The following is a 16,065-nucleotide window of genomic DNA, read 5'->3' on the forward strand; positions in this document are numbered from 1 at the left end:
TCAAAATATCGTTGTATTCGCGGTATTTGTATAGATAGTTTTTAATAACCCACAGACCCTAAAAAAATAACCCAGATTTCGTTTGTACGAAATCTAGGTAGCTAATATTTCAATGACCTTTATTTTTTAGTTTATGCATTTATGAATAACTGAATTGTTAGAGATAGAGTAAAAGTAGTTAAATAGGGCAAATATAAACAGAGGGATAATATAGGAAATCTAAACTTAGAAGTAGTAGGAGGGCATAATGGAAAATAATACAATTGAAATTATTGAATACGATAGAAAGTATAAAGATGAATATATTAATCTTAATATGAAATGGTTATTGAAGTATGACTTATTGGAGGATAAGGATGAGATAATAATTCAAAATGTTGAAAGAGAAATTTTAGATAAGAATGGAAAAGTTTACTTGTTAAGAACAAATAAAGAAGAAATAATAGGAACTGTTGGTTTACGTCCGATATCAGATAAAACGGTTGAAATTTTAAAACTAGCAGTAGATAGTAATTTCAAAGGATTGGGGCTAGGGAGAAGATTAATGGAAAAAGCTATTGAGGAGTCATATAATTTAGGATACAAAAATATAGCTTTGTATACAAATAGCAAATTAAAAGCTGCGATTGGACTATATAAAAAACTAGGTTTTAAAAAAGTAGCGTTAGATGATAGTCACTACGAAGAGGTAGATATGAAAATGATTTATGAAGTAAAAAGAATAAAAAAATAGAAATAAAGCGATTAAATTTAATCGCTTTATTTCTATTTTTTTATATTATTCATAATATGATTTGCAAATTCTTTTGCTTTTGAATCTATATCATTTACATTTAGTATACTCTTTGGATCATTTGCTGTTGCCATTAAAGAAAAATTAGGTGGCATATGAAAGCCTTTGTTTATATTCAAAGCCCCTATAAGTTGTTTTGCTACTGAGTCACTTCCTGAATTTCCAGATACTATTATAGAAAATATGGTTTTGTCATAAAAGTTCATTTTTCTATAAAGAACTGTGAGTCTATTTATAACTGCCATAAGTTTTGCTGATATAGAGTCGTTGTAGTTTGGACATATCCATATTATGCAATCAGCTTTTTTTATGCTAGGTAAGAGCTCTTTGGTTATAGTTCCTCCGTAAAAACAACTGTCGTTTTCGCTGTAGTGTTTACATGCTATATAAGAACATCCCTTACAATCTGTTATTGTTCCGTTTTCAACGTGAAATTCGTTTATTGTGCAGTTATTTAGATTTTCTTTCACCATATTCCAAAGCATCAATGTATTAGATGTTTTATAAGAGCTTGCGTGAAGTGCTAGTATATTTGGAGTTTCTATAGTTTTGTAGTGTTTTTTCATAAAATTTTTAATTAGTTTTTTAGATAGATGAAAATATATATTATCAAGCTCAAGTCTTAATCTTTTTTTCCAAGTCATAAAGTTATTTAAATCTTTGGTAGCTTCAATTAGGGGGTGTCCAATGAATGAACACCCTATTTGATTTAGTAGAAATATTATATTTTGAGATGAACTCTTTGTGTATAATTCATTTGGACTTTGAACTATTAATATTGCACTTGAATTACTTAAAGAGTTTTTCCCTTTTTTATATAATTTAGATATTATAGAGAATAAAGTATTGTTAAACCCACAATCATCAATTTCTAATGCAAATAATATTTTTTTATTTCTAAGATCGGGTAAGTTTAAGTCATCTTCAATCCATACAGTATTTAAATCATTAGTTAGACTATATATAAATGATTTGAATGCTTTTGATGCACTTGGGATTACAATATAAAGAGTATCCATAATAACACTTCCCTCGATTAAATATTAGAATTTGAAGCAATCTATATCATTTAAATCTTTGTAAGTATTCTTTATTCTATTCAACAATTGTTCTGGAAGATGTAGCATTTCTATTTCGACTCCTGATTGTGTCAATCTGTTCTTAGATCCTATAAAAACATTTCCCATATAAGTTGAGCTATAGTTCCAATTACCCTTCATAGTATTTATAAGTGATAGAGCGGCTGATGATAAAGCTGGAGCAATATAAGGTTTAAATCCAGTATTTCTAACGTCTATATTTGCATTTATAGCTTTATTAGTGAGATTTAGAGATAATTCTTCATTGTAGTTATTTATACTATTGGCTATTATAAGACCTTTTCCGTGAGGTCCGAATGCTCTTCCTTCATTTATATAATTTTCTGTATTAGAATATTTTTTAGAATAATATATAGCTCTGGCATTCATAACTCCAAGACCATATCCTCTGACTTGATCTGAACTTAGACCAAGAAAATCTAAATTTCCATTTTCATCCTTATTACTAGATATAAATGCAACCTTGCAAAGTGGATCAACAGGGTCTGATACCACTGAAAAAATTCCCTTAAAACTAGAATCACGAGCTTTTCTTGCGTAGTGACTGACTATTTTTGCATTTTCTTCAAATTGAATCATTCTAACATCTGACACCTCTGATCCCACAGGAGGTATGCCTTTTGACGCGCAAAATACGAACATATCACAGTTGAACAATTCATCTTCTTCTATTATATTTACTTGGGGCATAGACTTTTCAGAAAACGGATCTATTATTTGGTTCATCTCATACTCTAATCTTTGAAGATTGTCTTTATTTAATCCGTATAAACCTATAGAGTTTATAGTATCTCCACCTAAAAGTTTAAGACCTATCAACATAGTAGATCCTACATCACCAAGACCTACTATGTTAACTTTCCATGATTTGGGGAAAGTATGATTTATTAAATCTTTCCAATCGGTGTGATTTGTATTTATGCCCATAACTTTTCTATCGTTTATTTTATCCATTATCCATAGAGGAGTGTTACAATTAAAATCATCACAGATATTTATTAAATTTATATTTTCTTCTTTTAAATAAAGTAAACTAGGATGTGATATACAAAATATTCTTCTTGAGTTTAATGGATTTAATTTATTTAAAAAATATATAATATCTTCGTTATTCATGGCTTCAGTTTCTGATATTTCATCTAAATCGTAATTAAAGTTTGAAAATAGTACTTTATCATCTAATTTATAAAAAAACATTTAATCATCTCCAATTCTAAACTATTATATTTTCCATACGTTTTAAAAGTTCTAAGTCGTTTTCTAAATAATGAGATGGATTTAAATTTAAATCATAATTCATATTTTTACCGTGGTCAACGTATCTAGGAGATTTCAAGACTTCTCCTAGATGATTTAAAGTGAGCTTGCGTTTGTGTATCTTTTCGTATTCTTTTTCTATAGCTTTTAGTATATCTATAGAGTTTTGGATACAAACTTTTGATAGTTCGTATAAAGATGTTTTAGATGCATTTTTGACAAAAGACAAAGAGGTATAAGGAAATATCAAATTAATAGAAGGAATTAGATTTCTTTCAGGAGCGACTCCTCTCCACAGAGTATCTCCTCCTATAAATGGGTACATAGCATTTTCATTAAACCATAGTCTGAGATTTGGAATGAAATAAGCACAATCTATAGACCTATCTTGAATATCCATAAGCTCCTTTCCTCTACCTGATAGTATACCAACTATAATTTTATTAACATTTACATTTTGTTTCTTTAATATAGGATCTATAGCTTTTATTCTATACCCTTTATTCAAAATGTCATCTATAAGAATTACATTTCTATCAAATGATGATATTGTTTTAATCTGACTTTGAAGATCCAGGTAGTAAGGGTATGAAGCAATAGAAAAATCAGTCAAGCTAGGATTGAATAATTTTTCTGTATGAAGAGATTTAGTAACGGTGTTTGGGACTACAACTCCTTTTAATAGGTTACCAAATGGAACACACATAGAATCTCCTAGTTTTCTAGGTTTTAAGCTTATAGGTGGTACGTTGTTTTCCTTACATACCTTTCGTATTAAATTCTCATATAAAATTTTTTTGTCAAAAGACAAGACAAGATTTCCAGGATAAATACCGCTAAGTGCTTCTTGTAGTTTTTTTCTGGATTTCAATATGGTTTTTTTTACGTTATTACTATCTACAAATGGAGTCTTTATAAATGATTCAACATCCAAGGTCAACACACAAGGATTTGTCATATTAACTATGTAAATAGGGTCTAAATCTTCATCTGATACTTCTAAAAATCCCTGAAGCTTTAATGTGTCATGAGCCGATTTAGTCAAACTGTAATTATTATTATCCTTGTATATAGCATAAGTATAGTCTCTTTTAATGCAAAAAGATAAAACTTCTGTTATTAATATTTGTTCTAAATTTTCTATTTCATAGTCTTTTATACAGGATATATAGTCTATTACAACTGCTTTTCCTATTACATTTTGGCGTACGTATTCAGATGTATTGTGATTTTTAAATTCTTTATAAAGCATACTCCAATTTAATTGATGGAATAAGCAAAATCCTAATATTTTATTATTTTTATTAGAGTCTTGTATAGATAAGATCTTGGTGTTACACATTTTTAAATTATTATAAAGTTTTTTTATATTGTAATTATTGTCATTGAAAAATTCTAAATCTATTCTGTCTATCAAATCTTCAGATATATCAGTATCTATATTTATATCTATAGACATAGTTTTCATAAGTGCTTTGTATTGAGGTTCTCTTTGGTACAATCCTTTTTCGTATATATACTTTTGTGCAAGCGGATCTAAAAGTTCTGAAATATCTCTATCTTCGTCTATATAATCTCTTATTTGTGTAGAGCTTACATCTTCGTATTGAGCGGGTAAATTAAGTAATATAGCATTTTTTTCAAGATTATCTATTTGAGACTTAAGCTTATCATCAAGAATATTAGAATCTTTGATATTTCTTTTGAAAATTATATGAGAAAAATTGTGTATAGAATAATCAGAAACAGGTTTTTTGTATGCTGAGGCATTAAGGATTACATCACTTCCTATTACTATAGAAATATCAGATTCAGGGAAACTCTCACTAAGTATTTTTAAATCATTAGGATTTGAAATATTAACAGGGATATCCTCAGGATATAAATAAATATTAGGCTCATTAGCTATAGACATATTTATTATATTTCGCCTAAATAAATTAGGTTGAGCCTTCTTAGACCAAGAAAATTCATCTACAGAAAGATAAACCTCAAATCCTAAATTTTGTATAGCTTTAGCAATTTCTTTGTGACCAATAGAGAAAGGGTCGAAGGTTCCTGGAAAAAAAGCTATTTTAGAAGGAATATTTATTGATATATCCTTATTTGCAAATGTGTATTCATTTATAAATCTATATACTTGATTTAAGGTTGCTGCATTAGTAAGAAATACTATATCCTTTGATTCGACTGAATCTATTAAAACCAACAGCTTTTTAGCTATAAGCTTAAATATGTTTTTCTTGTTTTCAATATGAAGTCTTTTAGAAGCAAATATATGTCTTCCTATGACTTTGAATGAAGTTTGCTTAACATGATAATCATAATGAGCAAGTCCATTCAACAAAATACCTAAGATTTTTATAAGTCTTTTATTTGATATATCTTCATTTTCAGAGAATCTATCCTTGTATTTAGGATAATTCTTTAAAGTTATCCCTACGGTTTCAAGAACTAATGATGTTATTTGGTTGTTTGATTGTTTTATCTTTTGAGTAAAATCATCTATAATTTCATCTAATTCAATTGGTTGAAGATAAAGTATAATCTCACCTAAATAATCAGGTATATATTTGCTAAATTGGTATTTCTCTATCTCAAGAGACCTAAGTAGCTCTATTGAAATATCATTTCTTTCTTCGAGTGAGAGGTAAGGCATTATTGTTATTATATTTTTTCCGGCAGTATTTCTAACACTTTCTATACTGCTAACTTTTAATAAGTTACAAAAATGCATAGCAGTATAAGCCATATTGTTTAAATTTTTCACATTATATTCAAATAATAAATCTATATTGATTTTTTTTATAATCCAAGGAGTTAAAGTTTTTAAGTTACTTAGAAATACACTTCCTATTTTAGATTCATCACTTAAATAAAATGATCTGTACTTGTTCAAAGTAGTATTATTTAAGTTTAATTTAGTTGAAATTTTAAATTTTAAGAAATTTTCTGCTGATATTGTAGATTTAAATATATTTGTTTCAAAGAAATCATTTATACTTTTGTTTGAATTGAAATTATTATTTTCTTTATTTAAAATAATATAGATTATGTTTAAAGCGGATATTCTTATATTGTCGTTATTACTGTTCAAAGATGATAATATATAGTCTATAAGTACAAAATCATTATCTGTTATAGGTATATATTTTATTGCATTTATTAGATAAAGTTGAATGCTGTTATTTTTATTAAAGTATTTTTTATAATATTTAAATACTATATTTTTATAGGTTTTGATTTGAGATTCATTACAATTACTAAATAATGAAGAAAACATAACTGATATATTATATCCTATCCATTTTTTATGAATATCTATTATCTTATGATCTGGATTTATGAATAAGTTTAAGTAATCGCATAAAAGAGAATAGCTAGTAGTAAGAGGATTATTTAATTTAACATCACTAGGTATTTCTTTTCTGTAATTTTCATCAAATACTGCTATTAAATTGCCTATTAAATATGCACATTGTTTTCTTATATCCTCATCAGGATGAACTAAATTTTCATATAAAAATTTTAGCATTACTATTTTTTGGTTTTGAGTTAAATAAGTTGAATACTCTTCAAAAACTTGAAGATATTTTCTTATATTATCTCCATCATTCTCACTTCTAGCAAGTTCTAATATGTAATTAAGGGAATGTTCATTTCTAAGTTTGTGCATTAAATTTATATTATGATGAACTGATAGATATTTTATGTTGTCTATTATTTTATTTCCAGTTATTAAAGAGTAGTATGGTGTTTTTGTTTTATCTTTTAGGTCTTCATATCCTAAATCTACACCTATATGAATTAAATAATTTTCAAAATCCTTAAGCTTTGCATAGACTTTTGAATATCTTTTTTTCTTTAAATCATCTACATTATCAAGTTTTTGAAGTATAATATTAAAAGATTCGTTTAAGCTAAATATACTCATTTGGAAATTATCGTTGTTTTTAACGCGAAAATCACAGTATATAAGTATTAAAGATTCTATAGATAGATTTTCAAGCTCAAGATCCCAAACAGAGTGATTAAGAGCTATATGACCAATGTATGTTATGTGATGTTTTTTAAACCATTTATCGGTATAATAATAGTGTAAATAAGGAACGCGTTTTGATTCTATTTTTTTACATCCAAATTTTCCTAGATCATGACCAGCAGCACTTCCAGAAACTCTTCCTAAGTCTATTGGAATTCCAGCTTTTTTTATTTGTCTCGCTATATTAAGAGCTAGATGGTGTACTCCGCATATGTGATCTAGTGTATTGTGATTTAGTATTTCTTGGTTTAGCTTCATCATTTCATATATGTATTCATTATTGAAATATTTTAAAAAACGAGTGTACTCTGATTGTGTATCAAGTGAATCAATTTCGTCCTGATATAAGAAATTTAAAGGATATTGTATATAAAAGCTTGAATTATTAAATAACTTTTCGTATTTGCAAAATACTCTAATAATTTCTATATATATATTGCAAGCAACTTTTATAGACTCACAAATATCTGATGGGTCTATTTCTACAGAATCTGGAAATGATTTGTATAAAATCATATTGTAGGTGTAGTTTAGCCAATCTGATTTACTTAAATTGGGATGAATATTGTCTAATATATTCTGACAGAGAGTTAATATAGATTTACATGTATAGTCTTCATTTTTTATCATATTATTTATATTTGCTATAAATAAATAATTGTCTATATTATTTTTTAAAAATGAATGTGATATCTTATTTGAAAAATCTAGATTTAATATAGAATCTAGTATTTCTTTGTGTATATCTATTACAATATCTTTTTTCATAAATTAAACACCTCCATACGATAAAATTTGATATGTAGCATTATACGAATTTTAGTATTTTAGATAATTATACTATGTATTATTGACTCTAAATATAGTAAAATACATATAATTTAAATTATATGTATAAAAATTCGCTTCATGCTAACGCATAGCTCATGTAGCCAACGAGTCCTAACGGGCTCCGTTGCTCAAAAATAGTTGCTAATTTAGATCTTAAATCCATATTAGATATAGCTTGAGAGTTATATAATTTCAATATAGATAGAATAATAATCTTGACACGAACATAGGTTTTGTGTAGTGTAAAATAGGAAATTAAAAATAGAAGGTGGTAATATATATGAACAAAAACAACGACTATGGAAATAATAGTATATCATCTCTTAAGGGGGCAGACAGAGTTAGATTAAGACCTAGTGTAATATTTGGCTCAGATGGTATTGAAGGATGTAAGCACTCTGTATTTGAAATATTATCAAATTCTATAGATGAGGCAAGAGAAGGCTTTGGAAATATAATTGAAATAACAAGATGTATCGATAATTCTATAATAATAAAGGATAGAGGAAGAGGAATACCTCTTGATTATAATGAAAAAGAAGATAGATATAACTGGGAATTAGTATTTTGTGAATTGTATGCAGGTGGTAAGTATAAAAATAATTCAGGTGAAAACTATGAATTTAGTTTAGGTCTTAATGGATTGGGAAGCTGTGCTACTCAATATAGTTCAGAATATATGGATGTTACGGTGTATAGAGACGGATATAAGTATGACCTTCATTTTGAAAAAGGTGAGAATATAGGAGGTCTTAAAAAAGAAAAGTGTGATTATGAACATACAGGGACTATAATAAAGTGGAAGCCTGATATAGATGTATTTACTGATATAAAAATAGATATAGATTATTATAAAGATATAATTAAAAAACAGGCTATAGTAAATTCAAATCTTAAATTCAATATTTATGATGAAGAAACTGATAATAATTACGAATACTGTTATGAAAATGGTATTTTGGATTATATAGATGAGGTAAACAATTCAAAAGGATTTACTGGTGTACAATTATATGAAGATGAAAGACGCGGTAGAGATAGAGAGGACAAGCCTGAGTATAAACTTAAAGTTCAGGTAGGGTTTTGTTTTAATAATGAAATTAATTTAATTGAATATTATCATAACTCTAGTTTTTTAGAATATGGAGGATCTCCTGATAAGGCAGTTAAGAATGCATTTATATATATGATAGATAAGTATTTGAAAGATAATAATAAATACAACAAAGGGGAGAAAAAGATAAGTTTTGTAGATATATCGGATAGTTTAATATTAGTTACGAATTCGTTTTCTACAATTACAAGTTATGAAAATCAAACCAAAAAATCTATAACTAATAAATTCATACAAGAATCTATAACTGATTTATTAAAAGAAAAATTAGAGATATATTTTATAGAGAATAAACTAGAGGCAAATAAAATATGTGAACAAGTTTTGGTTAATAAAAGAAGTAGAGAAAGAGCTGAAAAAACTAGAATAAATATTAAGAAGCAGTTAGGTGGAAATATAGATATAAAAAATAGAGTAAAAAAGTTTGTTGATTGTAGAACTAAGGATGTTAGTAAAAGAGAATTATTCATAGTTGAGGGAGATTCTGCACTTGGTTCTTGTAAAATGGGAAGAAATGCAGAATTTCAAGCTATAATACCTGTTAGAGGTAAGATACTTAACTGTCTTAAAGCTGACTATGATAAAATATTCAAAAGTGATATAATAACAGATTTATTAAAGGTTCTTGGTTGTGGTGTTCAAATAGAGTCTAAGCACAATAAAGATTTGAATACATTTGATATAAATAATTTAAATTGGGATAAGGTAATAATATGTACCGATGCAGATGTAGATGGATTCCAAATTAGAACACTTATACTTACAATGCTTTATAGACTCGTACCTATGTTAATAGAACAAGGAAAGGTATATATAGCTGAATCGCCATTATTTGAAATAAATACATCGAGAAAAACTTATTTTGCTTATAATGAAAAAGAAAAAAATAATATATTATCTAAGATAAAGAGTAAATATACTATACAAAGGTCAAAGGGACTTGGAGAAAATGAGCCTGAGATGATGTGGCAAACTACTATGAATCCTGAAAGTAGAAGACTTATTCAGGTGCTTCCTGAAGATGTTGAAAAAACACAATTTGTATTTGATATGTTACTAGGGGACGATATCAAAGAAAGAAAAAGATTCATAGCTGAGTATGGACATAACTATATGGATGTGACAGATGTTAGTTAAGGGGAGTGAAGATTTATGATTGAAAATATAGAAAAACAAAATATTACAAAAACACTAGAAGAAAATTATATGCCGTACGCTATGAGTGTAATAGTATCAAGAGCTATTCCTGAAATAGATGGGTTTAAACCTAGTCATAGAAAGTTACTGTATACTATGTATAAAATGGGACTTTTAAATTCAAATAAAACAAAGTCGGCAAATGTTGTTGGACAGACTATGAAGTTGAATCCTCATGGAGATATGGCAATATATGAGACGTTAGTTAGGCTTACAAGAGGAAATGATTCGCTACTTCATGCGTTTATAGATTCTAAAGGAAACTTTGGTAAAAAATATTCTAAGGATATGAGTTTTGCAGCACCTAGATATACAGAGGTAAAATTAGACGATATATGCAAAGAAATTTTTAAGGATATAGATAAAAATACTGTGAAGTTTGTAGATAACTATGATGGTACTTTAAAGGAGCCTGTGCTTTTACCTACAACGTATCCTAATGTACTTGTAAATGCAAATCAAGGTATAGCTGTTGGTATGTCGAGTAGTATATGTAGCTTTAATTTGGAAGAAGTATGTACTGCTACTATTAATTATATTAAAAATGAAGATATTGATATAAGTGATTATATAAAGTCTCCAGATTTTTCAACCGGTGGATATATAATATATTCAAAAGATCAAATGAGAAAGATATATGAAACCGGAAGAGGGAGTTTTAAATTAAGAGCTAAGTATAGATATGACAAAAAAAATAATTGCATAGAAATATATGAAATTCCTTATACAACTAATATAGAGACTATAATAGATAAGATAATAGATTTAGTCAAGGAAAATAAAATAAAAGAAATAGCAGATGTCAGAGATGAAACGGATTTAAATGGTCTTAAGGTAACTGTTGATTTAAAAAGAAACACAGATGTAGACTTACTTATGAATAAGCTTTACAAGATGACTACTCTTGAAGATAGTTTCTCTTGTAATTTTAATATGTTAATAAATGGACAGCCAAAGGTATTAGGTATAAAGAGCGTTTTAAAAGAATGGATTAATTTTAGAGTAGAATGTATAAAAGGATATCTAGAATATGATATAGAGAAAAAGACAGATAGACTTCATCTTCTTTTAGGGCTTGAAAAGATTCTTCTTGATATAGATAAGGCTATTGATATAATTAGAAATACTAAAGAGGATAAATTGGTTATACCTAATCTGATGAAAGGTTTTGGCATAGATGAAATTCAGGCTGAATATATAGCTGAGATAAAGCTTAGAAATTTAAATAATGAATATATATTAAAGCAGTTAAACAATATAAAGACTTTACAGTCTGATTTAAAAAATCTTAATGAAACAATTCAAAGTGAGAAAAAAATAAAGAATATAATAATAAATGACTTAAAAGAGGTTTCTAAAAAATACAAAAAACCTAGAAAAACAGAAATAATAAGTGGTGATGATATAAAAGAAATAAAAGATGAACATTTAATAGATGACTATAATGTTAAATTATTTTTGACTAATGAAAATTACTTTAAGAAGATATCTCTTGCCTCTTTGAGATCTTTTTCAGAGCAAAAGCTTAAAGATGAGGACTTTATAATACAAAAAATAAATGCTAATAATAAGGAAGAGATTCTTCTTTTTTCAAATAAACAGAACTTATATAAATTAAAAGTTTATGAGATTGCTGATTGTAAAGCTAGTTCTTTAGGGGAGTATTTAACTAATTTATTAAAGTTAAAAGAAGATGAAAATATTATATATATGTGTCTTTCTAATAATTATGAAGGGTATATGCTTTATTGCTTTAAGGATGCAAAAATAGCTAAAACTCATATTGAAAATTATAAGACTAAGACTAATAGAAGAAAGTTAGTAAAAGCTTATTCTGATAAGTCAGAACTTGTTCGTATGCTTTTTATAAAGGATGATGTTGATTTAGAACTTTATAAAAATAATAAAAAATTCTCTACTATAAATACTAAGGATATAGAGCTTCAATCTACTAAGACTTCTAAAGGTATAGAAGTTTTAAAGCTTGGAAAGAGAAGTCATATGACTGATGTTAAAATATTAGATTAAAAAAATACGCCATGCCATGGCGTATTTTTTAATTTCTAAGGAACTTATATGATTTTGAATCTAATAGATAACATTTATTAAAAATCTACACTTGCAACTATTTTGAGCAACGAAGCCCGGAGGGCTCGTTGGCGACATGAGCCATGCGTTAGCATGAAGCGAATTTTAAATAGAAGTTTCGGTTATTAGTTTATCAACGGCAACTTGTACTTTATTAGAAGAATCCGTTTGAGCTTTTGAAAGATTTTTTAGTTTATCTACTTCATTAGATATGGTTTTTATCTCATCTGTTATTTTTCCAAGTATTTCATTAATTTCTCTAGCAAATCCCTCACTATTTGTAGCGAGCTTTTGAACTTCATTTGCAACTACAGAAAATCCTTTTCCAGCTTGACCAGCTCTAGCAGCTTCTATAGTAGCGTTTATACCTAGTATTTTAGTTTGATGAGCTATTTTATTTACATACTTTATTATTTTATCAGTATCTTGTATGTGTGTTATAGAAGTTTTAGTAGAATTTAAAAGTGTATCGCTTATACCATGCATATTATCTATTGACAATGATATGTCGTCTAATTCAGTTTTTACTATAGTTGAAGTATTTCTAATTATGGAAATATGGTTGTTAAGTTGAGATAGAGTATCTATATTTCTATCTACTAGAGTCATTACTAAAAGAGCTCCAGTAGAATCTATTATAGTGCATTTATGACTAAATTTTTCTTGTAATAATTTAATAACGTTATTATTTCCAGTAGCTTCTATTATTATATCAACATTGTGATTAGTTAAATCATCTATAGATTGTGAATAATCTATACCTAAATTTTTACAAAGAACTATACCTGGTGCATCTAAATTTCTATCTATAACTAAAGATATATTTATAGAATCCACATCGTTTATTGCTTGTATAATATTTTTGCCACCTGTTCCTGCTCCAATTAATGCTATATTCAAGATAAAAAACCCCCTAAGTAGAATAAAATTTAACATATTAATTCTATAATATATTGGGTTATAAGGCAATAAATAATAAAAACATAATATTTAGAAGATTGCAAAAAAACAAATGGGTTTAAAAAAACATTGGTTTGAAAATGGAAAAAGTTTAATTTGCTATGAAAATTTGAAATAATTAGAAAATTAAGAATAATTGATTGACTTTAATTGTATATTAAAGTATAAAGAGATTAATTGAATAGTTCGGATGAAGATAATGAAAAAGCGTTATCAGACGATCCTCTGGAGAGACTCAATAGAGAGCACCGAAGGGGAAAGCTAATAGAAATATTAGTCAAACTCTCAGGTAAAAGGACAGAGATTATTCTTATCGGAATAAATCCCAGAGGTCAAATCTTTATGATTTGACTTTTTTGATTTCTCTTCTTTACATCTTTTTGTTTTACTTATCATTTAAGATTTCAGTTTTACTTTTCAATGTTTTATAATTTCAAGTTTTGTTTTTGCATCAAAGAATCAAAAAAATTTAAAAGGAGGAATCATATGGAACATATAGTCGGCATTATAAATGGATTGATTTGGAGCAAAGCACTTATTATTCTATGTTTAGGAGCTGGGATATACTTTTCTATCAGAACTCGTTTTTTACAAGTTAGACTTATCAAGGATATGGTAAGATTATTATTTGGTGGATCCTCGTCAGAAAAAGGTGTGTCTTCGTTCCAAGCATTTGCACTATCTGTATCGGGTCGTGTAGGAACTGGAAATATAGCGGGTGTTGCAACTGCTATAGCCATGGGAGGACCAGGAGCACTATTTTGGATGTGGATAATAGCATTTTTAGGAGCAGGTTCAGCTTATGTTGAGGCTACTTTAGCTCAAATATATAAGGTTGAACAAGATGGAGAGTATCGTGGAGGACCAGCATATTATATAGAAAAGGGAATGAATAATAAATGGTATGCTACTATATTTGTAGTTGCAACTATAATAGCAATGGGATTTTTCTTACCAGGAGTTCAGTCTAATAGTATAGCAGCAGGACTTAATAATGCATTTGGAATAAATCCTATAGTGACAGGAATAATACTAGTTGTATTTTTAGGACTTATAATATTTGGTGGAGTTAAGCGTATAAGTAAAGCAGCTGAAATAATAGTACCTGTTATGGCTACTGGTTATATATTGGTTGCACTTATCATAATAATTGTAAATATATCTCAATTACCATCAGTTATAGTATTAGTATTTAAGAGTGCATTTGGAGCACAGCCTGCATTTGCTGGTATACTAGGTCTTGCTATTTCTTGGGGAGTTAAGCGTGGTATTTATTCAAATGAGGCGGGTCAAGGAACTAGCCCACATGCAGCAGCAGCGGCTGAAGTTTCACATCCTGCAAAGCAAGGATTAGTTCAAGCATTTTCAGTATATATAGATACTTTATTCGTTTGTTCAGCTACTGGATTTATGATTTTAATTACTGGTATGTACAACATTTATGATGGAGCTGGAGGATTTATAGCTAATAATTTAGGAGATGTTGAAATAGGTCCTATATATACACAAAGAGCTGTTGAAACATTGTTCCCATCTTTTGGTAGTGCATTTGTTGCGATAGCTTTATTCTTCTTTGCTTTTACTACTTTAATGGCATATTATTATATTGCTGAAACTAATGTTGCTTATTTAATTAGAAAAAGTAATAACAAATCATTAATAAATGTTTTAAGATTTGCAATGCTTTTAACTACTTTTTATGGAGCTATAAGAACTGCAAATTTAGCATGGGCTTTAGGAGACGTAGGTGTTGGAACAATGGCTTGGTTAAATGTTATAGCAATACTTATAATGGCAAAACCTGCTCTTATAGCACTTAAAGACTATGAAGACCAAATGGCAGAAGGAAAAGACCCTGTATTCAATTCAAAAAAACATGGTATAGAAAATGCAGAGTTTTGGGAAAATACTAACCATAACGTTACTAAATAATAAAAAGACCCCGTACGGGGTCTTTTTTGCTATTCTATTTCCTTTTTAAATTCTTCAAATCCAACTCTATCTATATATGATCCTAATCTCTCATGTTTTAGTGCATTCTTAGAGTATACCTTGACTACCTTATCTATTATTTTGAATACTTCATCTTCATCAACATGTTCAAATAAAGTATTGCTTAATCTAGGCTTTAAGCCTCCTTTTCCTCCAACTTGAATCCTGAATCCTTTAGGCGTACCCATTATACCAATATCTCTAAAATGATTATCTGCACATGAATTTGGACATCCGCTAACCCCTATTTTAAGCTTATTTGGAAGATTCATTCCGTGATATAGTTCATCTAATTTCATACCTACTCCTACTGAATCTTGTTGTCCTCTTTTACAAAATGTTGTTCCAGGACAGAACTTAACACTTCGTACACAAAGTCCTATAGCAGCCCCTGGCTTCATTTCTAAATCTTCCCAGGCATTATCTATATCATCTTCTTTAAGACCTACAATTGCTATTCTCTGAGATGATGTTACTTTTACTGCCTGTGCATTGTATTTATCAGCAGTATCTGCAATTTTTCTTAAGGTGTCAGTTGATATAATTCCTCCAGGTAGATGTGGTGCTATTGCATAAGTTTCTTTGTCTCTTTGAAGGACAGCTCCTTTTTCTAATAAATCTTTTTTAGACATAAAAATCCCCTTTCTAAATAAATAATAAAAATATTACCTAATATATTATTCCCCAAAAA

The 16,065-nt window shown here is 28.0% G+C and carries 9 protein-coding genes and 1 riboswitch; of the genes, 4 read left to right on the forward strand and 5 right to left on the reverse strand.

From position 1 onward, the window contains the following. The first annotated feature begins 247 nt into the window (after nucleotides 1-247). Nucleotides 248-733, forward strand: coding sequence for a GNAT family N-acetyltransferase (locus WJW32_RS13485; RefSeq protein ID WP_340259199.1), 486 nt, complete (start codon nucleotides 248-250; stop codon nucleotides 731-733). 32 nt (nucleotides 734-765) lie between these two features. On the opposite strand, the gene WJW32_RS13490 is transcribed toward WJW32_RS13485, so the two are convergent. From WJW32_RS13490 to WJW32_RS13500, 3 genes are read right to left on the reverse strand one after another with little or no spacing between them, the layout of a single operon-like run. After that, entirely contained in the window at nucleotides 766-1,812 is a 1,047-nt protein-coding gene (locus WJW32_RS13490) for a flavodoxin family protein (RefSeq protein WP_340259201.1), read from the reverse strand. Between the two features lie 24 nt (nucleotides 1,813-1,836). Next, entirely contained in the window at nucleotides 1,837-3,090 is a 1,254-nt protein-coding gene (locus WJW32_RS13495) for a lactate/malate family dehydrogenase (protein WP_340259203.1), read from the reverse strand. Between the two features lie 16 nt (nucleotides 3,091-3,106). Next, nucleotides 3,107-7,960 carry a nicotinate-nicotinamide nucleotide adenylyltransferase gene (locus tag WJW32_RS13500; protein ID WP_340259205.1) on the reverse strand — a complete coding sequence of 1,618 codons (4,854 nt, stop codon included), beginning with the start codon at nucleotides 7,958-7,960 and terminating at the stop codon, nucleotides 3,107-3,109. Nucleotides 7,961-8,303: 343 nt separating this feature from the next. Here WJW32_RS13500 and WJW32_RS13505 point away from each other — a divergent pair, with 343 nt between their 5' ends. Both WJW32_RS13505 and WJW32_RS13510 read left to right on the forward strand, forming a co-directional pair. After that, entirely contained in the window at nucleotides 8,304-10,274 is a 1,971-nt protein-coding gene (locus tag WJW32_RS13505; protein WP_340259206.1) for a DNA gyrase/topoisomerase IV subunit B, read from the forward strand. 15 nt (nucleotides 10,275-10,289) lie between these two features. Further along, the gene (locus tag WJW32_RS13510) at nucleotides 10,290-12,362 is read left to right on the forward strand and encodes a DNA gyrase subunit A (RefSeq protein ID WP_340259208.1); all 2,073 of its coding nucleotides are present in this window, start codon (nucleotides 10,290-10,292) and stop codon (nucleotides 12,360-12,362) included. Between the two features lie 165 nt (nucleotides 12,363-12,527). On the opposite strand, the gene WJW32_RS13515 is transcribed toward WJW32_RS13510, so the two are convergent. Beyond that, the gene (locus WJW32_RS13515) at nucleotides 12,528-13,322 is read right to left on the reverse strand and encodes a methyl-accepting chemotaxis protein (protein ID WP_340259210.1); all 795 of its coding nucleotides are present in this window, start codon (nucleotides 13,320-13,322) and stop codon (nucleotides 12,528-12,530) included. Nucleotides 13,323-13,597: 275 nt separating this feature from the next. Continuing rightward, nucleotides 13,598-13,693: riboswitch (glycine riboswitch) on the forward strand. A 175-nt stretch (nucleotides 13,694-13,868) separates the two neighbouring features. Here WJW32_RS13515 and WJW32_RS13520 point away from each other — a divergent pair. After that, nucleotides 13,869-15,314, forward strand: coding sequence for an alanine/glycine:cation symporter family protein (locus tag WJW32_RS13520; protein ID WP_340259212.1), 1,446 nt, complete (start codon nucleotides 13,869-13,871; stop codon nucleotides 15,312-15,314). Nucleotides 15,315-15,343: 29 nt separating this feature from the next. Here WJW32_RS13520 and WJW32_RS13525 read toward each other — a convergent pair whose 3' ends face one another. Then, nucleotides 15,344-16,006, reverse strand: coding sequence for a hypothetical protein (locus tag WJW32_RS13525; RefSeq protein ID WP_340259214.1), 663 nt, complete (start codon nucleotides 16,004-16,006; stop codon nucleotides 15,344-15,346). Between the last annotated feature and the right edge of the window lie 59 nt (nucleotides 16,007-16,065).

The organism is Tepidibacter sp. Z1-5 (assembly GCF_037844525.1).
In the GTDB taxonomy this organism is placed as follows: Bacteria; Bacillota; Clostridia; order Peptostreptococcales; family Peptostreptococcaceae; genus Tepidibacter_A.